At 34.5% G+C, this 23,981-nt stretch carries 16 protein-coding genes; 11 read left to right on the forward strand and 5 right to left on the reverse strand.

The window, feature by feature from the left end; genetic code table 11:
- Position 1 precedes the first annotated feature (1 nt).
- Both cas9 and C1A40_RS06045 read right to left on the reverse strand, forming a co-directional pair.
- Entirely contained in the window at positions 2-4,207 is a 4,206-nt protein-coding gene (cas9, locus tag C1A40_RS06040) for a type II CRISPR RNA-guided endonuclease Cas9 (RefSeq protein WP_102995112.1), read from the reverse strand.
- A gap of 248 nt (positions 4,208-4,455) precedes the next feature.
- Positions 4,456-4,758, reverse strand: coding sequence for a hypothetical protein (locus C1A40_RS06045; RefSeq protein ID WP_158651299.1), 303 nt, complete (start codon positions 4,756-4,758; stop codon positions 4,456-4,458).
- Between C1A40_RS06045 and C1A40_RS06050 the strand changes: the two genes are divergently transcribed.
- The 7 genes from C1A40_RS06050 to C1A40_RS06080 all read left to right on the forward strand — a co-directional run bounded on the left by C1A40_RS06050 (position 4,757) and on the right by C1A40_RS06080 (position 16,787).
- A complete protein-coding gene (locus tag C1A40_RS06050) occupies positions 4,757-6,289 on the forward strand; it encodes a DUF6377 domain-containing protein (RefSeq protein ID WP_206748204.1) in 1,533 nt (510 codons plus the stop codon). The genes C1A40_RS06045 and C1A40_RS06050 overlap by 2 nt on opposite strands.
- A gap of 273 nt (positions 6,290-6,562) precedes the next feature.
- Positions 6,563-9,514: a SusC/RagA family TonB-linked outer membrane protein gene (locus C1A40_RS06055; RefSeq protein ID WP_102995115.1), complete on the forward strand. Its 2,952-nt coding sequence runs from the start codon at positions 6,563-6,565 to the stop codon at positions 9,512-9,514.
- A 15-nt stretch (positions 9,515-9,529) separates the two neighbouring features.
- Positions 9,530-11,005 carry a RagB/SusD family nutrient uptake outer membrane protein gene (locus tag C1A40_RS06060; protein WP_102995116.1) on the forward strand — a complete coding sequence of 492 codons (1,476 nt, stop codon included), beginning with the start codon at positions 9,530-9,532 and terminating at the stop codon, positions 11,003-11,005.
- Positions 11,006-11,015: 10 nt separating this feature from the next.
- Positions 11,016-12,770 carry a SusE domain-containing protein gene (locus tag C1A40_RS06065; RefSeq protein WP_102995117.1) on the forward strand — a complete coding sequence of 585 codons (1,755 nt, stop codon included), beginning with the start codon at positions 11,016-11,018 and terminating at the stop codon, positions 12,768-12,770.
- Between the two features lie 60 nt (positions 12,771-12,830).
- Positions 12,831-14,282, forward strand: a complete 1,452-nt coding sequence (locus tag C1A40_RS06070; protein WP_102995118.1) for a glycoside hydrolase family 30 protein — start codon at positions 12,831-12,833, stop codon at positions 14,280-14,282.
- 17 nt (positions 14,283-14,299) lie between these two features.
- Positions 14,300-15,778: a glycoside hydrolase family 30 protein gene (locus C1A40_RS06075; RefSeq protein ID WP_102995119.1), complete on the forward strand. Its 1,479-nt coding sequence runs from the start codon at positions 14,300-14,302 to the stop codon at positions 15,776-15,778.
- A gap of 19 nt (positions 15,779-15,797) precedes the next feature.
- A complete protein-coding gene (locus C1A40_RS06080; protein WP_102995120.1) occupies positions 15,798-16,787 on the forward strand; it encodes a T9SS type A sorting domain-containing protein in 990 nt (329 codons plus the stop codon).
- 89 nt (positions 16,788-16,876) lie between these two features.
- Here the strand turns inward: C1A40_RS06080 and C1A40_RS06085 are convergent, their stop codons facing one another.
- Positions 16,877-17,617: a lysophospholipid acyltransferase family protein gene (locus C1A40_RS06085; protein ID WP_102995121.1), complete on the reverse strand. Its 741-nt coding sequence runs from the start codon at positions 17,615-17,617 to the stop codon at positions 16,877-16,879.
- Positions 17,618-17,653: 36 nt separating this feature from the next.
- Positions 17,654-18,532, reverse strand: coding sequence for an IS982 family transposase (locus tag C1A40_RS06090; RefSeq protein ID WP_102994439.1), 879 nt, complete (start codon positions 18,530-18,532; stop codon positions 17,654-17,656).
- 296 nt (positions 18,533-18,828) lie between these two features.
- Here C1A40_RS06090 and C1A40_RS06095 point away from each other — a divergent pair, with 296 nt between their 5' ends.
- Both C1A40_RS06095 and trpS read left to right on the forward strand, forming a co-directional pair.
- Complete coding sequence (locus tag C1A40_RS06095; RefSeq protein ID WP_102995122.1) at positions 18,829-19,071, forward strand: GlsB/YeaQ/YmgE family stress response membrane protein; 243 nt, start codon at positions 18,829-18,831, stop codon at positions 19,069-19,071.
- An 87-nt stretch (positions 19,072-19,158) separates the two neighbouring features.
- Positions 19,159-20,127 (forward strand): tryptophan--tRNA ligase, encoded by a 969-nt coding sequence (gene trpS, locus C1A40_RS06100; protein WP_102995123.1) that lies wholly within the window; start codon positions 19,159-19,161, stop codon positions 20,125-20,127.
- 283 nt (positions 20,128-20,410) lie between these two features.
- On the opposite strand, the gene dprA is transcribed toward trpS, so the two are convergent.
- On the reverse strand, positions 20,411-21,514 hold the full coding sequence (dprA, locus tag C1A40_RS06105; RefSeq protein WP_102995124.1) for a DNA-processing protein DprA: 1,104 nt from the start codon (positions 21,512-21,514) through the stop codon (positions 20,411-20,413).
- 104 nt (positions 21,515-21,618) lie between these two features.
- On the opposite strand from dprA, the gene C1A40_RS06110 reads away from it, so the two are divergent.
- Together C1A40_RS06110 and C1A40_RS06115 are read left to right on the forward strand one after the other, a co-directional pair.
- Positions 21,619-22,554 (forward strand): HU domain-containing protein, encoded by a 936-nt coding sequence (locus C1A40_RS06110; protein WP_102995125.1) that lies wholly within the window; start codon positions 21,619-21,621, stop codon positions 22,552-22,554.
- 213 nt (positions 22,555-22,767) lie between these two features.
- Complete coding sequence (locus C1A40_RS06115; RefSeq protein WP_206748205.1) at positions 22,768-23,847, forward strand: hypothetical protein; 1,080 nt, start codon at positions 22,768-22,770, stop codon at positions 23,845-23,847.
- Positions 23,848-23,981 lie beyond the last annotated feature (134 nt).

The following is a 23,981-nucleotide window of genomic DNA, read 5'->3' on the forward strand; positions in this document are numbered from 1 at the left end:
ATTAATACTCTCCAATTTGAACAATGTTACCCAGGTGATTAGTTCGGACTTTAATAATGTTTTCAATTTTACTTAATGATTGTATTACTTTATAAGTTGTGTCCTTCAAAGACTTGTTTACAGATACAGTAGTTTCAAGATGGTGCCTAAACCATAATCCCGATAATAATGAACTTATTTTCTGTACCCTAAACAAATGAGGGCTAATCAAGGCATAATTATTTTCATTTAACAAGTCTATTCCTTCTGGATTAAAAGTATCCGTAGGAAAAATGAAAAGTTCGTTTTGTTTGAGTGTAAATAAGAATTCCCAACCTTTGTCTTTGTTGTAATCTTTGTTCACTATAGGTAGGTCTTGATTTACTCTAGCTATAGCATCAAACAAAGAAACAACTTGTTCTTGTAATTTTCCTTTCTCGTCTTTATAAATAGCGACATGATGATTATTTCCGGTACTTACAAAATCTACAGGTTGCGTATGGCCTTCGGCATCCAAAATAAGGTTTCCAAAATAGTCTCTTTTATCATGTAAAGCCTCTACGTTTGATACTCCACTAATGGTAACACGCTTTATAGCAATGCCTTTTTCCTTATTCAACCAAATAGGATTGTTATCTAAGTTAGAGAAAGCCGCTTTTTTATCGCCATTAAAAGCTTCTACTCTTTGGTACAAAAGCGCTTTAATTTTAGCATCTACTATTTTTTCTATTTTTAAATCAGGTGTTATTTCTTTACGTATGGTGTATACGTCTTGGTAAGTTTTAGTAGTTACTGTTAAGGGCATTTGTTTACCATTAGCTAAGTATATAGGCGTTTTACTAGGTGCATTTTTACCCCCAAAAGCTTTTTTAGGATCGTTGTTAAATTGGGTAATCTTCTTTAAAAGTAGTGTTCTGTATTCTGGCTGCGTAACCGTATTTATTTTATCAATTGTAAAGGAAGTTCCAATTTTTTCTTGTTTTACTATTTCTTTTTTTGAGCGCCCATAAACCGTTTCTTTATGCAGTTGGCCTCTAGGCGTTTTGGCTTTTTGAACATGATAGCCTCCTTGTTTTTTAGTTTTGTTTATATTTTTTGTAGCTACTTTATTTTTAGTTTTAAAAGAAATTAAAATACCCTCAATATGTTTTTTAGCTTCTGCTCTAAAATTTGTTAATGGAGGAATGAATTTTCTTTTTTTACCACCATTTTTTTGGTCATAATTTTTAGTGATTTTATTTCTTATACTAAATAAATTAATTTCTTTTTTAGACTTTTTAGCATACTCCGAACTGCTTTCCTCATCTCTGGAAGAATTTAAATTATTAATATATTGAATGTGATTATGGGTTGTAAAAGCAACAGCCAATGCATCCATAGCATGATGCCTATGGTCGTTTCTTTTGCTCCAGTCTATAATTTGTTCTACTTTATTTCCATTTTTTCGTTCCTCCAGAACAGTTAAACCAAGTTGTCTGTATTTAGGAAGGTTTAACTCTTTCATTACATTAATTAAATCCCAATCCTCTCGTAGTTTGTCTGTAATACTTCCGGTTGTAGGCACGACGTTTCTAACAACTTCTTGCAACATGTTTTTCGCTTTTTTAGCGATGTATTGTGTGTTTTTTAAATCTCTTTCAATAAAGCCATCAGCCAGGTTACTCTCTTTCATGAGTAACTTACTATATTTTCCTTTGGAAATCACACCATTATCATATAAGTTTTTTACTCTTAAAACATAGTTTTCTAAATCATCATTATATTTCTCTGCAATAAAATCATAGGATGTCATATTAGATTTGGTAAGATTCACTGTTCTAAACGCTAGGGTTTTATTAGAAAAAGAATCATCAAATAATTTAGCTTTAGGAATGATGTGTTCTATATCTATTTCTTTAGAAAATAGTTTGTTTGGTGCTATATATTGATTGGTGTATAGTGTTTTGTATCCATTTGTTTCCAGTTCTTGATACAACCTATATCTAGTGACATCATTTTTAGTAGGATTTAAAATATTAAATGGGGCTTTTTGAAGTGTTTTCTTTACCCCTTCATTGCGCTTAGTTGCTGCAGCAATACCAACAGTCATTTCTTTACGCTGCTTAGCCGATTTTTTTAATTCTCTGGCTAATTCAATTCTAATTTCATCAGGTTTACCATAGCTATCAATTATTTGATTAACAACATTAACTAATTGGTTTAATATTTTTTCTACAACAGGATTTCTTAAACTGTTTTTTGGTAAAAGTTCCAGTTTTTCTTTTAATGCTCTTTTTAAATTTTCTTCTTTAGTAATGCTGTTTGAATGATTATAGCCCGCTAGTACACATGCTTGCGAATATTCTATACCATCTTGTAAGTGTGGCATAATTTTACGAATAGCTCTAGCACTTAAATTTCCGTAATCTGGTTGAAGACTAATATTAGCAAATAGAGCGGTGTATTTTACAGGAATGCCAAATTTTAAATGCAATTTCTTTTTTAGGCTTACAGAGGTTTTCCCGTAAATGGCCTCGTCTTGCTTGCTTATTTTAGTGTCGTCTTCGGCAGAGTATAACAAATGCCATAATTGATAACTGGCTTGCTGTTCAAAATTATCAGCATTAATATCAAAGTCTAAAATATTTGGATTGACACCTATTTCTGGTAATGTTGCTTTTAACTCTTCCTTTATTTCAGAGGCATTTTTTTTGTTCCAATCAAAACCATGTCCTTCGTTTTCAGAAATTTGCTGTAATACATTGTAAATTGCTTGATTGGTATTATTTCCTTCAATAGATTCAAAATTACATTTCCAATCTTTTGTCTTTAATTTCAGTAGTTTTAAAATATCTGTATTTTTTAATTTCCCCCTTGTATTTAGTTCTTCAAAAATTAATTTTTTTTGATCTAGAGTTAATACTTCTTCTGGAAATTCCTTTTTAAAAAGATCCGTTGGAGTTTCTTTTATAGGTGTAAAACTAAGATTGTTTAAAACCTGCCATATTTTAAATTCTTGAAATACAGGAGATGATTTAGGGACAACTCTTGGCCCTATAGTTTTCTTTTTAACTTTATCTTCAACTGTTACTTCAATTGTTTTTTGCTCGAACTCACAAATGCTAATTAACCCTTTTTGAGACTTTAATTTTCGTTGATAAAAAATAATTATATCTCTTAGCTCTTCTTTTAATGAAGGCGTTAGTTCTGTATGATACTTAGCTTGTGTTTCCCAGATTTGTTCAAATTCATCTAAATAATCTTGACGGTAAAAGACTTGATTTTTTAAGCTTGTATGCCTATTTAGTTCTATTTGTCGATACAAATATTGCCCAACTGTAATTTTGTTAAAATATAGTTTTTTACTTCTATCTCCAATAGCACCTAAATACCCACTCGATTTGTTTAAGTCATTGTTTATTTCCTGAAATACAATAGCTAAAATCTCTAAATCGACTTTGCTTTCTAAAGCTTCGCTCCTCCATTTATATTTTTCTAGTTTCTTTTGGGAGGCACTACCTTTTTGGGTAATTCCAGTAATTTTAAAAGGTTCTTTGCAAATTGCCCATGTTTGGTTTTTGCTTTTACCTTCTAAATTTTGGAAAAGCTCATCGGTTAAAATTTCGGTATAAAATTCTTTTTGAAAATTCCATATTTTTAAAAATTCACTTTTTAAATCAGATTGATAAAAATCAGGGATATACTTTTTATTTTCTAATAAAAGCTGATAAACATATTGTCCTGGCGTAAAATTGTTCTCATACAAATGTTTAGCAACCGACATGCCATCAATTAAAGTACCTTCCTCTTCGCTTTTAGCTTTTCTACTACTCTTGTACCCTCTTTTTTTATTGATGCTTAAAAGTATTCTTGCAAACTCTTCCTTTTCAACACGTTCTTTAGCTGCCTTAGCTCTTAAGGAAAGGGTTTCGAAAGTAGAATTACTTCCTATTTCTGTTAATATTGATTCCGATTGGATGACCTTGTTTTTTAACAACGTTTCTATTAAGTTTTTTCTTCTTAATTTAAATCGTTGCAAGTTCCTACGCGCCCCTCTTTTTAATGTTCTATCTGCATTTACAGATAATGGATTCCCTTTTTCAAAATCAGTAATTTCATCAGAACTTAAAGGGTTTACTCGAACACCGAGTTTAATTATTTCAGAAGTTTCATTTATATTTTCGGCTTCATTTACTAAAGCCCAACCAATAGAAGTTGTCCCTAAATCTAGTCCTAGTATTTTTTTCATATTATTCTATAAATCCATTACCCAAACAGCAACAGAAAATTGATTTTTTTTAGCAGTAAAGTCTTGTGTTATTTTTTTAAAGACGGAATTAAAAATAGGCTTTTCTATTAAAACTTCCCAAATCTTTTTATATTAGCAGTACAATTTGAAATCAATTCACAATAAGGATTATTCCGTTGTGAAAACATTTAAAACGGCAACTTCGGTTGTCGTTTTCATTTATAATCACAAATAATTAAAAGGCATTATTAATCATTTTCAAATAAGCCCCAAGCCTTAAAAACGCATAACTGTCCTTGCTCATGTGAGGGCAGTTTTTTTTGTTTAATAGCAACTATTAGCATACGCCAGATTGGCATCACAACGGGCATAGTCGACAAATAAATGGTATTAGCATAAAAACCATTAAATTTGTTATTCAGATCTATCATAAATTCTTGAGCCTTGAAATACATTTTCACTCTTCTTTTGTTTTTTATCTTTTCTAATTCTACTTTTTCTGTTAATGAGATTGACTCTCTTTTAACGCGCTTAGAGAAAAGCATGGCCATGCGTAAAACTTATGACGCCGCTAAAGAAACACGCATTAAAGAGTTAAAAAAACTCCTGGGTGAAACATCTACAACGCTAGAAAACAAATATTTTCTTACCACCAAAATCATTGAAGAATATGAAAAATACAGTTTTGATAGCACCTTATATTACATCGAGAAAAATATTGCCACAGCTAAAGCTATAAATAATATTTACCTCGAAAAAGAATCCATATTAAAACTAGCCAAGTTGCTTGTTCAGTCTGGTAGATATAAAGAATCTATCGACGCTCTAAATGAGTTAAACAGGAAAAAACTACCCGAAAAACTACGCAATAAATATTATTATAACTATAAAGAAGGTTACTCGGGGCTCAGCTTCTATACCAGCGTTCAAAAAAGTAAAAAAAATTACTCCTCATTATACCAAGCCTATCAAGATTCATTAATGCAGCGATTAGGACCTAACTCGGATGAATCGTTAGCTTTAAAAGAAAAAAACTTACGAGATCAAAGAAAAATTAATGACGCTCTTCAAACAAACTCTAAACGCCTGTCTCAGGTAAAACTGGGCACCCCACTATATTCGTTAATTACTTTTGAAAGAGCGTTGCTATACGACTTAAACAACCACCGGGATCAGCAAAAAAAATACTTAATCTTATCGGCCATTTCAGATATTCAGTCTTCAGTTAAAGACAACGCTTCTCTAACCGAATTAGCTATGGTGTTTTTTAAAGAAGGTGATATAGATCGCGCACATAAGTATATCGATTTTTCTGTTGAAGATGCTGAGTTATACAACTCCCGACTTCGTTATATTAACATATCTAATAAATTATCAGTCATTTCAAAAGCATACGAAGCTCGCAGTATAGAACAAAAAGAAGAACTCAAAAAGATGCTTTTGTTCATTAGTGTTTTGGTCTTGTTTTTACTGATAACGATTTTTTACATCTACAAACAAATTAAAAAACTTTCGGCAGCTCGGAAAAGCTTAAAAAATGCCAACAATCAATTAAAAGACTTAAATGAACAATTAAGTTTTTCTAATGAAGACCTTAATAGACTTTACAACGAACTATCGGATTCCGACAGAATAAAAGAGCAATATATAGGCACATTTTTAAATTTATATTCTGATTACATAAACAAGCTAGATACTTACCGTAAAATGGTAAGAACCTATATTGTTTCAAACAGAACAAATTCATTACTTGAATTAACAAAATCAAAACAAGTTATAGAAAACGAGCTAAATCTTTTCTATGAAAACTTCGATAAATCTTTTTTACACATCTATCCTAACTTTGTCGAGGAATTAAACAAACTCCTGCATGAAGACAAACAAATTGTTCTTAAAAAAGGCGAAAGTTTAAACACAGAGCTACGAATATTTGCTTTAATAAGATTAGGCATAACCAACAGCTCGAAAATCTCCAAAATTCTTAGATACTCTGTAAACACCATTTATAATTATCGTGTAAAAGTAAAAAATAGCGCCATTAACAGAGATGAGTTCGAGAATATGGTTAAAAAAATCTCTTAAAACCTAAAATATAGCAATATTGCCCGTGTTTTTTTATGTATTTAGCACAAATACAGTAAAAATTACTATATCACTTCTACATTAAATCCACTTAATACACCAAGCACTAAAATTATAATCCTTTAATTTTTAGATACTTATATTATTATTTAGTTACAACAAATCTACATTTGAAATACTTCGTGTTGCTTTTTCAGACCTATAGGGGTTAATTTGTTTCTATAACACTAAAAACTAAACATGTTTCAAATTTTACCAAAAAACTAAACAATAATGAATGTAAAAACTAAACACAGAAGAACAATTTCCCTGTTACTCTTATTATTATCATTTTGTGCATTTTCCCAGGAAAAGACTATTAAAGGAAAAATATCCGACATTAATGGTCACCCGATTCCTGGAGCCACAATAATTTTAAAAGGAACAACCAGCGGAACCTCATCAGATTTTGATGGTATTTATGAACTACACGCCAATATTAGTCCTGAATCCATACTCGTATTCAGTTATGTTGGTATGACAAGCATTGAAGAAGCTGTTAATAATAGAACAACCATTAACGTAACCCTGCAAGAGAACACACAATCGCTTGACGAGGTGATTGTTATTGGATATGGCGCACAAGAAAAGAAAGATGTAACTGGTGCGGTTGCCCTTGTAAATTCTGAATCTTTCGAAGAAAGATCGAATGCACAATTAGGGTCCTTACTACAAGGTCAGGCCGCGGGTGTAGAGGTATTAGCAAACTCTGGAAAACCATCTGAAGGTATGCGTATACGAATTAGAGGAACAAACTCGATTACTTCTGGTAGCGAGCCACTTTATATTGTTGACGGCGTACCTACCACCGATACACGCTCTATAAACCCTTCAGATATTGATGCCATTTCGGTATTAAAGGATGCCTCTTCTGCAGCCATCTATGGTGCACAAGGTGCCAATGGTGTTGTTATTATAACAACTAAAAGAGGTACTTCCGAAAAACCAAAAATATCTTTTGACACGTACACAGGTGTATCTCAAGTTTGGAATACTTTACCTGTTTTAAATGGCGAACAATACCGCGATTTAATGACCGAAATGGGCCAAAATACCAATTGGGATTTATACACAAGTACTACAGATTGGCAACAGGAAATTTTCCAAAATGGTTATACAAACAACTATCAATTAGCCTTATCTGGTAAAACTGAAGGCACCAACTACTACGTTTCAGCGGGGTACTTAACACAAGAAGGGGCTGTTAGAAGTTCTGAAATAGAACGCTATAACTTCAAAATAAACCTAGACCAAAAAGTAAGTGACTGGCTAACTATTGGCTCTAGAATAGCCTACACGCAATACCGCGATGTAGACGTTAAAGACAACACGAATGTAAACTCTGGAGGTGTTTTACTTGGGGCATTATCCACCCCTTCAATTATTGATATTTATAATCCTGATGGCTCTTTTACCAGCAACCCTTTTCAAAACTGGGAAAATCCTCTTGCCTCAACCGATGGCTTAGATCGAGAATACAAAAACCAAAGATTATTAGGAAACTTATACTTTGAGTTTAAATTCTTAAACGATTTTACTTTCAAAACAAATCTGGGTATAGATAATAGCCATGGTGTATACGATTCGTTTTTAGATCCTTTTAGAACAGGTTATGGTAGATCATTAAAAGGACAAGCTATAAACAATACCAATAAAGATTCTTATTACATTATTGAGAATACTTTAAGATACGACAAGCTAATCAACAATCACAAAATAGAAGCGCTTATTGGTTCTGTTAATCAAAAAAGCACTTGGGAAACTAGTGAAATTGAAACTAGAAATTTTGCAAGTGCTTCGGTTACCACACCAAACGGAGGCTCGGAAGTAATAAAGGGTACTGCTAGAAAAGATGAAAAATCAAATGCATCGTTCATTAGCCGATTAAATTATAGCTATGCCGATAAATACTTGATTACAGCTAACTTTAGAGCAGATGGTTCTAGTGTTTTTGGCCCAGAACAACGATGGGGCTATTTCCCTTCTTTCTCTGCAGGTTGGAGAGTTTCAGAAGAAGGATTTCTAAACAACGCTAACGCTTTAAGTGATTTAAAGCTTAGAGCTGGATGGGGTATTGTTGGTAATGATCAAATTGCCCCTTACTCCTATTTAGGACGAGCTGGTAGTGGTGCCAACTACCCTATTGGAGGCGTTACCCAACCAGGTACTTTCCCTTCATCTATTGAAAATTTAAACTTAAAATGGGAGGAATCTAACCAAACCAATATTGGTATTGATCTTTCTTTATTTCAGCACCGCGTAAATATTACTGCCGATGCCTACATTAAAAAAACAAAAGACTTACTGTATAACGCACCACTACCTACAGCTACAGGTTTTGAAAGCGCTATACAAAATATTGGAGAGTTAGAAAATAAAGGTGTTGAATTTAGCATAAACACCATAAATATAGATCATGAAAACTTTTCATGGGAATCTGGTTTCAATATGGCCTTCAATAGAAATAAAATTACAAAACTCGTAGATGCCGATGTTTTTCAGGGCACCATTTCTGGAGGACGAGGCGAAGCTAGTTTAATTAGAGAAGGTGAGCCTTTAGGAATTCTTTATGGTTACAGATATGGCGGAGTAGATCCGCAAACCGGTGCTGCATTCTATTTAGATAATAATGGTGATTCTACATTTACACCATCTGCAGACGACCGTACCATTATTGGTGATGCTAATCCCGACTTTACTTACGGATTTACAAACACCTTCACCTATAAAAATTTAAGTTTATTGGTTTTCTTACAAGGTTCTCAAGGTAACGACATGTTAAATGCCACAAGGATTGAAATTGAGGGCATGACAGATCCTAAAAATCAATCGTTAGCGGTATTAGATAGATGGCGCCAACCTGGAGATTTTACAGATATCCCAGCTTCTAGTTTTGGTAATGCTGATAACTCTAGAATTTCAACACGCTTTATTGAAGATGCTTCGTATTTAAGAGTTAAGGCTGTTACATTAAGTTATGCGTTTCCAAGCAGCATTTTAAACAAATTAAAAATGAGTGCTTTAAAACTATATGTAACCGGAGAAAACCTTTTAACCTTCACAGATTATTCTGGTTTCGATCCAGAAGTGAATGCTTTTGGAGGAAGTAATACCGTAAGAGGTATAGACTTTGGCACCTACCCACAAACACGAACAGCCATTTTTGGTTTAAACGTTACTTTTTAATCAAAAAACACAATCATGAAAACAAATAAAATAATAACACTATTACTAAGCCTATTAGTATTAGCATCTTGTGAGGACTATTTAGATTTAACCCCCATTTCGGAAGAAACTAGTGAAAACGCTTACGAAACCGCAAGTCAAATTGAATCAGCGCTTATTGGTGCTTACGAATCTTTTCAATCGGCTGAATACTATGTTTGGGATAATATTCTTTTCCAAGACGTTCGTTCAGATAATAATTATGCGGGAGGTGATAATCCTGAAATTTTCGCTATCGATTTTTTAGAAATCACGCCTACACATTCTAGGCTATATAAAAATTGGTCTAATATTTACAATGCCATTTCTAAAGCTAATATTGTTTTAGAACGTGTTGATGATGTTACAGACCCTCTATTAACAGAAGCTAGAAAAAGAGAAATAAAGGGGGAAGCCTATTTCTTAAGGTCATACCATTATTTTACCCTTGTTAAATCATGGGGTGCAGTACCATTAATTACGAGTACTATAAAATCGACTTCGCCAGAAAGTGTTCAAATTCCTAGAACATCCATAGAAAAAATTTATCAGCAAATCACTTCAGATCTAGAGCTAGCGGCTACACTTTTACCAGACGTTTATGGCGATGATTCTAGCATAAACAAAGCAAGAGCAACCGCTGGAGCTGCGTATGCATTAGCCGCAAAAGCTTATGCACAACAACCTAACCCAGATTATGACAAGGTATTAAGCCATATTCAAAAAGTAGAATCTAGCGCAGCAAACTACACGCTTATTCCCTTTGAAAATTTATTTGATGGCAATAATTACAACAATGCCGAATCTATTATTGAAATTCAATATTTAGGAGGAAACGAAGGTAATTTTGGGCCACAACTTCTTTTACCACCATCAATTTCTGGTGATTCTTGGAGAAAATTTGTGACCCCTTCACACGATTTAATAAACGCCTTTGATGCACAAGGTGATGATATTAGAAAAAACGCCTCTGTTTTATTTGAAGAAGTACAGTGGGTTGATGAGTATTGGGGCAATGCCTCAGGTAGCTCTATTCCTTTTAGTTACAAATGGAAACAAGCTAGCGGATGGGCAAGCTCTAACAGACAGTACATACTAAGATACGGTGATATTGTGCTTTTAAAGGCTGAAGCACTAAATGAATTAAATCAATTGGAAGCCGCTGCAACAGAGGTGAACAGAATTCGAAATAGAGTAAACCTACCAGATCTTACAGACGCGCAAAAAAGTTCAAAAGACGTATTAAAACAAACCATACTTAATGAGCGCCGTTTAGAGTTGGTCCAAGAAGGCCAGCGATGGGACGATTTAGCACGTTATAATCAATTGGTTTCAACCATGAATAATCTAGTAGAAATTGATTTAAGAGATGGTAGCACCGTGAATTATAATATGACCGAAGACAAAATATTTTTACCTATTCCACAACAAGAATTAGATAGAAACCCATCATTAACGCTTCCTCCACTATAAAACAACCATTATGAAAACACTATATAAAAACATTATTTGCTTTTTTTTAGCAGTTGTTACTTTAGTAGCCTGCGAAACAGAAGACAACTTACAACCTGAAGGACTATGGGAGTTAAGTAACCCTGCCATAACTTCACCCGAAAATGATGCTACAATCATTTTAAACCAAAATACACCTGATGAGTTGATAACATTTAATTGGGATGCTGCCGAATCATCAGCAGGATACATTGTTACTTACAAGGTCCTTATTGACACCTTAGGAACAACTGCGTTTGATAACCCTTTGTTAATTTTTGTTTCAGGAAATGGAGGTAAAGATTTATCTGCCTCCGTTTCTCATGAAACTTTAGACGAAGCTTTATCTATAGCCGGCTACCCTGCGAATAGTAATGCCGAACTATCTTGGGCGGTTCAAGCAAGTAGCATTAATAAACAATCTACAGACATTCAAAAAATAACCGTTAAAAGGTTTGAGAATGAAATTATTCCTGATCAATTATTTTTATCGGGTAATGCTGTAGAAAACAATAATAATATCGCTGAAGCTATTCCTCTAAAAAGACTAAATAATGCTGATGGGGACCCTTCAAATATCCATGAAATTTATACCAGTTTAACAGCCGGTAAAACTTTTAAATTATACAGCGAACAATCTTTACCTGCTCATGTTTACGGAGGCGGCGCTAACGATGGTGAACTGGTAAAATCTGGAACAGCAATCTCGGTAAGCGAAGATGGTGCATACCGAATTCGAATAGATTTAGACAACAACACCTACTCCATACTTAAAATAGAACGTTGGAATGTGAAAGGTAGCCCAATTGTTGGTGGATGGGGTAGCGATGAACCTCTGGAATACATTGGAGGCGGCGTATGGCAAGCGACCATGGACTTTGTAGACACAGGCGGATTTTTATTCCGTGCCGATGTTAACGACGGTGGCTACTGGGATTACCTAATGAAACGTGTTACAGGGACTACCAACCAAGTTATTATGGAATCTGATGCCGCAAGTCAAGGCGTAACTTATGAAGATGTGCCTGGAGAAATTAAAGGCAGTGTTATAGTTACTCTAGATTTATCAGCCAGCTCCTATACCTACAACATTGAAAAAGATCCTAATGCATCAGAACCAATTGATACGCCCGACAGCTTATTTTTATTCGTAAACGGCAATATGGCTACCGAGTTAACCAAAGATGGCGATGTATTTAAAACCGACGCGCATTTCGCCCTACAAAACGGGGATATGGTTGCTTTAAATACCTCAGCCGATGGCTCAGGAACAAGCTATACCATGTTTGCCAATATTGGTGCTACCGATGCTACCGATGATGCCAAAGTTATGATGAGTTCAGATTTAAGTGAAGAATCAGGCGATATTTCAGTTGAAAGAGACCAAGCCTATGCCTTTGCTATCGATTTTGCTAATGCTAAATTTCAATGGAGCTACTACAATCTTTTCTTATTTCACTGGGATGAAATCAATCAAGATTGGGATGGCAGAAACGAGTATTTATTAACTTATGAACACCCATTTAAATTTACGAGTACCGTTGCTTTAAAAGCAAATTTCGATATGAAGTTTTTCTCACCTTGGGATAACGATTTTGGAGGCGACGACCCTTCAGCTTTATCTGGAGGCATGACTAACGGCGGCGGCTCTAACATTAGAAACATTGTAACAGACGGCAATTACCTAGTTAACGTTGAAGTTACAAACAACTACACCACAGGAACCTACGAATTCACTCAACCCTAAACAACAAAATCTACGAACCCCTACGGGTTAGGGGTTCGTAGATTCAATACACTAAAAAAAATGAATTTAAAAATCTTAAAAAAAAGCTTCATTTCAGCAGCATTAATAGCATCATTTTTTGGTTGTCAAAGTTGTCAAAAAGACGACGACGTTTCCGGCCAAATTACCCCACCAACAACACCAGAAACTGTAGATGTAGATTTTTATCTTACAAAAGCAGACCAATCGGTTTTATTCAAAAAACAGGATGCTGGAGTTTCAGCTTATAAGGAAAATTCAAATTTCACCATTAACGTTTCTAGCAGTAAAACGTATCAAGAAATCGATGGTTTTGGCTATTCATTAACTGGCGGAAGTGCGTTACACATTAACAACTTATCTTCAGCCAATAAAAGCAACCTATTAAACGATCTTTTTAAATGGGATGGCGAAAATATTGGTGTTAGCTATTTAAGAATAAGCATAGGTGCATCAGATTTAGATGCCGCACCATTTTCATACAACGATTTGCCAGCAGGCGAAACAGATGTTGCTATGACCAAATTTTCAATAGCAAAAGACAAAGAAAATTTAATCCCTGTTCTTAAAGCGATTTTAGCCATCAACCCAAACATTAAAATAATGGGCTCACCGTGGTCACCTCCAACTTGGATGAAAACCAACCAAAGCTTTAAGGGGGGCAGTTTAAAACCTGAATACTACGATGCCTATGCCTTATATTTTGTGAAATATGTTGAAGCTATGGCTGCCGAAGGTATTACTATTGATGCCGTTACTGTGCAAAATGAACCTTTACACCCTGGCAACAACCCGAGTTTATTAATGGAAGCTGCCGATCAGGCCGTTTTTGTTAAAAACCATTTAGGACCTGCATTTGAAACAGCAGGAATCCCTACAAAAATCATTATTTATGATCATAATGCCGATAGAACCGATTACCCAATTTCTATTCTAAATGATCCGGATGCCAAAAAATATATTGACGGTTCTGCCTTTCATTTATATGGTGGAAGTATCGATAAATTGAGCTTAGTACACAATGCGCACCCTGACAAAAACTTATATTTTACCGAGCAGTGGGTAGGGGTTAATGAAACCTTTGACAACAACTTAAAATGGCACGCCAGAGAACTCATAATTGGTGCAACAAGAAATTGGTGCAAAACTGTTTTGGAATGGAACCTTGCAGCAGATTCTAATTTAGAACCACACACCGATGGTGGTTGCACAGAATGTTTAGGCGCCTTAACCATTGATGGCAATACGGTTAAGAAAAACGTAGCGTATTACATCATTGCTCATGCTTCAAAATTTGTGAGACCAGGATCGAAAAGAATTGAATCTAATTATGCTTCCAACCTGCCTAACGTAGCTTTTAAAACACCAGATGGCAAAATAGTTGTCATTGTTTTAAATAATACAGACACTAAAAAAACTTTCAATATAAATGCTTCAGACGAACCTGTTACAACGTCACTTGACGCTGGGGCTCTAGGAACATTTATTTGGTAATTTAAAATTTAGCGACTATGATTTTTTCAAAATACAACCTCCTCCTTCTAGCTACTATTTTTTTGGCTTCTTGTACAGATACGAAAACCAAATCGACAGAAATAGTAGACGAAAAAGCTCCTGAAACAAGCTACAACATAACATCTTTAAAGGTTTATACCACAGCCGAAAACACCAATTTAAAATTGAGTTTAACTGATGAAGCTTCCTTTAAACCTGCAAAACAGCCCTTAGAAACGGATATTTCGGTGTTTGTAAATCCCAAAAAGAGTTTCCAGAAATTTTTAGGTATTGGTGGTGCCATAACCGATGCTTCAGCAGAAGTATTTGCAAAATTAAGCGCCGATAAACAAGAAGAGCTCTTACAGGCGTATTACGGCAAAAACAGCATTAATTACAACATTATTAGAACCCATATTCACAGCTGTGATTTTAGCTCAAAAAGCTATACCTATATTGAAGAAGGTGATACTGAATTAAAAACCTTCTCTATTGAAAAGGACAAACAATTTAGAATCCCAATGATTAAAAAAGCCATAGCTTTAATTAAAGATGATTTGGTTTTTTATGCAACACCATGGAGTCCACCACCATTTATGAAAACCAATAATGATATGTTACAAGGCGGGAAACTACGCCCAGAATACTATCAAACTTGGGCCGATTACTTTGTTAAATTCATTAAGGCTTATGAAGCTGAAGGTATTCCTGTTTGGGGGGTAACCATTCAAAACGAACCCATGGCGAAACAACGCTGGGAATCTTGTATCTATACAGCAGAAGAAGAACGCGACTTTTTAAAAAACAACTTAGGCCCAACATTTGAAAAGGCTGGTTTTAGCGATAAAAACATTGTGGTTTGGGACCATAACAGGGACTTAATTTCGCAACGGGCTAATACTATTTTTGAAGATCCAGAAGCTGCAAAATATGCTTGGGGTATTGGTTTTCACTGGTATGAAACATGGACAGGTGGCGATCCTAAGTATGAAAATTTAGCAAACATTAAAGAATCCTTTCCTACTAAAAACCTACTATTTACCGAAGGCTGCCAAGAAGCTTTTAGTGCAGAACATTATTTTAGATGGTCTAATGCCGAACGCTATGGCAATTCCATGATTAACGATTTCAACAACGGTACGGTAGGCTGGACAGATTGGAATATTTTACTTGACGAAACTGGCGGACCAAATCATGTTCAGAATTTATGTTTCGCTCCTATTCATGCCGATACTAGAACCAACGAATTAATTTACACACCGTCTTATTATTACATAGGACATTTTTCAAAATTTATTAAACCAAATGCCCTTAGAATAAGCACAACTACAAGCAGAAGCACCATTGAAAGCACAACGTTTAAAAATGAGAATGATGAATTTGTAACCGTCGTTATGAATAAAACAAATGAGGCGATTGCCTATAAATTTATTGTTGAAAACCAAGAAGTATCACTAAACATCCCTGCCCATGCCATTCAATCCATAGTCTATTAACCCTTTAATTTTATATATTATGAAAAACAACTACATGCTTAGTACTATTGCATTAACACTATTACTATCATTTCCATTATTTGCTCAAGTAGACGTTATATTTCGCGTAGACTTAGGCTCTGAAATTATTAGCCCCAATGGCATCCACATTGTAGGTTCATTGAACGGATGGGATCCAAGCATAACCACGTTGACACAGGAAGGAAGTACAACCATTTATTCTACGGTAATACCGCTAACTGAAGGCTGGTATGCGTATAAATTTGTAAATGGAAACACCTGGGGTGCCGAAGAGTCACCTTCAGCACCATGCGCTACAAGCAAAGGGAACAGGATGATTTATGTTAACGATTCTGGAACCGATTTAGTTTTAGAAACCGTCCCTTTTGGAGGTTGTAATGCCGACGGTACGGGGTTCGATTTAACATTTAATGTCGATACGTCTTCCTTATCTACTATAGATGCAGCTGGCATACATGTTGTTGGTAATATGAATGGCTGGACCACCGATGATTTGATGCTTACAAATACCTCTGGAGATATTTACAGTAAAACCGTTAGACTTGCTTCGCCAGCAGATTACCCCGTTACTCCTCAATACAAATACCTTAATGGAAATTCATGGGGCACAGAAGAAACACCAGCCTCAGGTTGCGCTACGGTTTCTGGGAGCGACAGAGTAATAACTCTAGTGAATTCTGGAAATAATACTTATGATGTTTTTAATGGTTGCACCTACACATTAAACATAAACCAACAAGACTTTAAAACTATTAACGCAGCTTACATTAAAGGATTAGGTCTTAAAGTTAATACGCCAAAATCATCAACTAGCGATGAATTAAATGTGTCCATTTATACCATTTCTGGACGCAAAGTATTATCTAAAAATATAGTTTATAACACCGAAAACATTATACCTCTAAACGGTATTAGCAAAGGCCTGTATTTAGCTTATTTTACTGATGCATCCAATAAGAATATGATCAAAAAATTTATAGTACATTAATTCATACGACATCACGAAACACCGTAAAAAGCAGTTGCTTTTTGCGGTGTTTTTTATCTCATTTATACTGTAATATGATTAATCTAAGCCTAGGAACCACAAAAAACCTCCAACTGCTTCAAAATAACCTCACGAGCCTTAGCATTTAAGTCTTTAGTATCATCAATAGTTAAACCCCTGGTTGGAATAAGTTTATGTACCTTCACTCGCATACGACCAGGACTTCCGCTAAAAAAAGTAAAAGAAAATCGTTTCTTATTATCGGCAAATGTTAAAGGCACCACTGGAATTTGATGATTAATCGCCAGTCGAAAAGCCCCATCTTTAAAGGTATCTAATTCAATATGTTCTTCGGGTACACCACCTTCTGGAAAAATACAAATACTTAATCCTGATTTTAAGCGCTTTTGAGCCCTTAAAAAAACAGCATGCCTACTTTTAGCCGAACTGCGATCTACCAAAATACAAGTACGTTTGTAGAAAAATCCAAATAGTGGAATTTTAGCCAACTCGGCTTTCCCAACAAAAACAAACGGGTTTTTAACCGTAACCAGCATGAGCATGATATCGGCCATAGACGTATGGTTAGCAATAAACATATAGCTTTTGCTTTTGTCTAAAGCTTCTTCGCGTTTTATAATGGGAACAAACCCCATGCCCATTAAAATAAATTTAGCCCAAATGCGTGCTAACCTAAAAAAGAATGAATACCAAGATTCCTTTAAAATAGATATTATTAAAAACGGAAACAATATTAGTATTGGTAAGCATACTAAAATGTAGAACCAAACACGGTAAAGGGTCCCAAATATGTATTTCAGAATTTTCATAAGCTTCAAAAATACTATTATAACCCGTTGTGCATTTTAAATAATGCTAATTTTAATATTATTAATGTTTCTCCCAAAAATAAACTTATTGATATACTGAATAGTTGTTAAAGCAGTTATCTTAGCTACGATTCTTGTTTTAAAACCTTCAAAAGTTTTAGCATAATTGCGTCTTATCATAAATTGGTCACAAAGTTGTGAAAATAATGTTTCTATCCTTTTCCTCTTTTTTCTAAATACATAAGGCTGTACTTTGTAATTTTTTTGATTGCTTCTCATAGGTGTATTTAGCGTTATATTACAGGTTTCAAACAAGTTAAGCTGTATTTCTGTTGATAAATAGCCTTTATCACCAATTAATGTACAATCGCTTATTTGCATCTTAATATCTTTAAGATAATTAATATCGTGTACAGATGCTGGACTCAAATCGATACTTTGAAAGACACCATTTACAGAACAAACAGCGTGCAGTTTATAACCGTAATAATTAGAACTTTGAGCTGCACAATAACCTTTATCTGGAAATGCATAAGTGTTTTCTTTACAAATCTTTGAACGAGAACTGCGTGATAATTTACAAACTTCTAAAGGCATACTATCTACTACAAAATAATCTTCAAATTCATTAAAATGGGAAGCTAAGCTTAACCTGATACTGTTGAGCTTATTAACTAGTTTTCGTCTTCTTCTATTGTAGACACTTCTCTCTATTTTTGATAATAGGGAATCTGGAAGTTTTCTAAAAAGGTCATTTTCACTATCTATTCCCATAAATTCGGCAGTAAGACTCAAACTGATAAGTTCTAAATCACTAAGCTTTGGTTGTCGTCTTTGATAACTTAAAAGTTGTTCTTTCGATATTTTTCTTAATACTTCCAATATTCTTTCGTAATTTGCACTCAAGTTGTTCATTATTAATGATTTGTAGTTAAATCAATTTACTGATTTTCAGTAAGATGAACAACTTTTTTCTTTTAAATCATAATGCACAACGGGTTATTATAATTTGATTATCTTTAAAACATACTAACCGAACTCGTCTTGACTTTTTACGTTTAACCGAAAATGAAATAAAATTTGACCAGACGAGGTGTTTTTAGAAAGTCATAGTATCGCTACGACTAATAAAAACAGCAAAATATGGGTGAATTTTAAACATTTTTTAGGGAATAGAAATAGTCAAAACGAGTTCACTAAAAATAGACATTATGGGATTACTTTATGCTTTACTAATTGGAGCACTAGCCGGCTGGTTAGCTGGAAATTTAATGAAAGGTGGCGGATTTGGACTCCTGCTAAACATCGTTATTGGTATTATTGGCGGATTGGTAGGAAACTGGTTATTTGCCACACTTGGCATTTCATTTATTGAAGGCTTTATTGGTGATATTTTAACGGGTGCTATAGGAGCTTGCGTCATATTATTTATTGCCAGTTTGTTTAAAAAGTAAACATATTGCAGCTTATTTAAAAAAGTGGCGTCTGCCACTTTTTTTATTGTCCAACTTATCTTTAAATTTGCCTTTTATATAAAATTTATGGCACGTATACTCACAGGCATTCAAAGTACAGGAACACCACATTTAGGAAACATTTTAGGCGCACTAATTCCAGCCATTGAAATGGCAAACGACCCTAAAAATGAGTCCTTTTTATTTATAGCAAATTTGCACACCTTAACTCAAATTAAAGATGCAGAGACCTTAAAATCAAACACCTACTCCGTTGCCGCTACTTGGCTTGCTTTTGGCCTAGATATAGAAAAAACCGTGTTTTATAGACAAAGTGATGTGCCACAAACCACAGAATTGTCTTGGTATTTAAGCTGTTTCTTCCCTTACCAACGTTTAACATTAGCACATAGTTTTAAAGATAAAGCCGATAGATTAGAAGACGTAAATTCGGGACTTTTCACCTATCCCATGTTAATGGCTGCCGATATTTTATTATACGACGCTAATATTATACCTGTTGGAAAGGATCAATTGCAACACATTGAAATGACGCGCGATGTCGCTTCCCGATTCCATGCTAAAATGGGAGAAGCTTTTGTATTACCTGAAGGAAAAATACAAGAAAACACCATGCTTATTCCTGGAATAGATGGTGAAAAGATGAGTAAAAGTAGAAACAACACCATAAACATTTTTCTAACAGATAAGAAATTACGTAAGCAAATTATGTCTATTCAAACGGATAGCACAGCGCTTGAAGACCCAAAGGATTGGAAAACTTGTAACTGTTTCGCTATTTATAGTTTATTAGCTGATGATGCACAGATTGAGACCATGAAAGCCAATTATGAAAATGGCAACTATGGTTATGGTCATGCCAAACAAGCCTTGTTTGAATTAGTTGTTGAAAAATTCGCCACCCAACGCGAGCGTTATAACTACTACATGAATAACTTGGACGAAATTGATGCGGCCTTAGCCATTGGTGCTAAAAAAGCCCGATTGGTTGCCGATGAAGTGTTAGCCCGTGTTCGCGCTAAAGTTGGTTACTAATTCCTGCGAAGGCAGGAATCTTATGATTTAAATACGAGATTTCAAAATAATAAAACGTTCAACTTCAATAGAATTATTTTTTATTGATTTTGAACGTTTTTGTTTTCCATAATGTTTTTTACTGAAGAATGACGCTGTGAACCTCTATGACTTCTCTGTGTATCTCAGCGAAACTACTTTTGCAATATTTACACGAACAGATTCTTCCTCATTCTTCGTCTGAATGACAGCAATCCTTTAAAAACCAAAGTATTGCTTATTAATATTCCTGCTCTCGCAGGAATTATATCACCTCAAACAACTTCCCTGGTAAAGGCCTAACAACCCCCTTAAGCTCCATATTTAAAAGAATACCCGCTACCTTAAAAATAGGCAATCGGCATTCTAAAGCAATAACATCTAACAGCTGTTTTTGATTGTCTTTTAGGTAACTATAAATTGATTTTTCGGAAGGGTCCAATTCCACAAAAAGTTGTTTTTGAATGGCTGGTTTTTTAAAATTTTCTAACTCCCAATTTAAAATATAGGGCACATCTAATGGCGTAGTAAGCATGTGTGCTCTTTGTTGCTTTATCAAATTATTACAGCCTATACTTTGGCTGTCGGTAATTCTTCCCGGAACGGCAAAAACATCGCGGTTATAAGAATTAGCAATATCAGCCGTAACAAGGCTTCCGCCCTTTTCGGCAGATTCAATAACAATAGTCGCTTCACTTAAACCAGCAATAACCCGATTTCGCTTTAAAAAGTTGTTACGATCAAAGATTGAATTACTCCAAAAATCGGTAATAAAACCGCCGTTTTTCTCCATATCAACCATATACTTTTTATGCACTTTAGGATAAACCTGATTTAATCCATGCGCCAAACAGGCTACCGTTTGCAAATCATTTTTTATAGCCGCTTTATGTGCGGTAATATCGGTACCATAAGCAAACCCCGAAACAATAATAGGATTGTAAGGCGCCAAACGTTCTACCAGTTCTTCACAAAAAGCAACACCACTGGTTGTTATTTTCCGAGTGCCTACAATGCTTATGATGTGTTGTTTTTTCAAATTGATTTGTCCCGATTCAAACAGTAAGATAGGGCCATCAACACAGTGTTTCAATTTATCTGGATAATCGTCATCCTCAAAAAAGGATACTTTAATTTCATTGGCATAAATAAATTCGATTTCCTTTTCAGCTTCATTTAAATGATGTGGTTTAAACAAGCTGTTCAAAATCACTTGGCCAACACCATCAATTTTAAGTAAGTTCTGTTGTTTTTCTCTAAAAACCGCTTGTGCAGAACCGCAATGTGCTATGAGTTTTTTAGCTGTAATATCACCAATATTGGGTACATGCTGAAGCGCAAGCGTGTAAAGCAAATCATTTTCTGTCATCCTATCTAATTGATTTTTAATCTAAAATAAAAGAATTTTTATTCTGTTAATAAAAAGTGAAGTGTAAATTTTATCTAACCCCATAATTTTATAACTTTGAACTTATGCAATTAGAAATATACATAAGCGATTTACTCTATAGATATGAGTGCGTTACCATTCCTGGTTTTGGTGCTTTTTTAACACAAAATGTTTCGGCAACTGTTGATGTGGCGTCGAACACTTTTCATGCACCTAAAAAAGTGTTGTCTTTTAATGAGCAAATTCAGAAAAATGATGGCTTACTTGCCAATTATATTGCTGAGGTTGAAAAAATCCCGTTCGAGATTGCCAACAAAAAAATCGAGAAACGTGTTCGACTTATAAAATCATATTTAACACAAGGTGAAACTTTAACTTTTAAAAACATTGGTGATATTGTTTTTAATAAAGAAGGTAAAATTTTATTTGAACCTACGTATCAATTAAATTACTTACCTGATGCCTTTGGGTTATCTCAATTTTCAACTCCTGAAATTGCACGTGAAGTGTACAAAAAAGAGGTTGAAAAAATCGAAAAAGTGATTCCTATTGCCATCACTCCTGAAAAACGAGAGGCAAAATCATATTTAAAATACGCTGCAGTAGCTTTAATTGCTTTGACTTTAGGTGGTTTTGGGGCTTCAAAATATTATGTAGACCAAGTGGAGACGCATAATCAATTGGCCCAAGAAGAGGCCACAAAACAATTGGATAGCAAAATTCAACAAGCTACTTTTAATTTAAATCCGCTGCCTGCTGTTACCTTAAATGTAACTAAACAAACAGGGAATTATCATATTATCGCTGGTGCTTTTCGTATAGAAGAAAACTGTGATAAAAAAGTAAAAGAGCTTAAAAATGAAGGCTTCAGTGCAAGAAAAATTGGCGTAAATCGTTACGGTTTACATCAAGTGGTTTATGCCAGTTACGAAGACCGTTTAGAAGCTTTAAAAGCGCTGCGTAACATTAAAAACACGCATAACTCTGATGCTTGGCTATTAACCAAGCAATTAGATTAGTAACAACATATTTATTTACACATAAAAAAAAGTTAGCTTCTGGAGAAACTAACCTTTTTTCTATTCTAGTCACTATATTTTACAACGTAAAGGGCGTGTGCTTTTATTCATCCCGATTCATTTTACATAAATCTATAAGCAATAGGTAAAACTAAATTCAAAATTTTAATTACTTTAGAGTTTCTAAAACTCAAATTCAAACGACCTGTTATTATGAAGCGGTATTTATTTTTAATATGTGTTCTAATATACTTACCAGTGAAAAGCTTTGCACAAACTCAAGACTCCATCGCTTTTCCTTATGTACTACCCATTTGGGGCGATAAAGTAGCCGAAAGAGGCATGGCCGATAAACTTCAGCTACCTTTTGGTTTAAATGTAAACTACGTAAACGCCTATATTGATTTAAAAATTACAGAATTTGAGTTGTTGTTTGGAGGCAGAGACTTATCAGGTATTATTAATGCTGAAACCTTGAACTTTCAGGAAGTAAGTGGTACCACAAACGGTGTTAATTTTAGAGCCGATGCTTGGGTTTTACCATTCTTAAATGTTTATGCCTTAATGTCTAAAGTTGCAGGTGGCACCAATGTTACTCTTCAACCCACTTGGAAAGACGGGACAGGAGAAATCATGCTACAACTACCAAAATTTTCTTCTAGTGTCGATTTTGATGCCTTGGCTTATGGCTTAGGAACCACGTTAGTTTTTGGCTGGAACGGCTATTTTTCTAGCGTCGATATGAATTATTCGGCCACAGATACCGATTTACTGAAAGAGCAAATTGGGTACCTCACCATGTCGGGGCGCCTCGGTCATATTTTTGGCCTAAGTAAAAAAAACAAAGACTTTTTCATTGGTCCTTATGTCGGGATGATGTATCGAGATTTTGTTGGTGCCGATGGAAGTAGTGGCTCTATTAATCTGAACCAAGTTTTTCCTAAATTAGAAACCTCCTTCAACCAAAGAATCAACAACAAAATATCCTCAAACCAAGATATCATTGACGACCCCTCGACACCTCCTGCACAAAAACTTAAATTACAAGCTCAAAATCAGGCCCTAACTACTATTCAAGAAGGCGTAAATGACAGCGGACTATTTACCACTCAAATTGATTATTTTATTAGAAAAGAACTTATACAAACCATAACTTTTCAGTTTGGTTTCAATTTACAATTCAATAAAAACTGGATGTTACGTGGCGAATATGGTGTAGCCGATTCTCAACGCTTTTTAATGACTGGATTACAGTATCGATTTGGCATTAAAAAGAAAGGATTTAAACAGTAAAATATACGAACCCGGTACAAATGAAAAATTTAAAAAAACGGCTAGCAAAATCTAGAAACAAAATTGTTAGTGGTATGATGTATTTATTCTATTTATAGTCCTTAAAAAACTATGGTACAAAATAAAACATGTAG

The organism is Tamlana carrageenivorans, assembly GCF_002893765.1.
Classification (GTDB): Bacteria; Bacteroidota; Bacteroidia; order Flavobacteriales; family Flavobacteriaceae; genus Pseudotamlana; species Pseudotamlana carrageenivorans.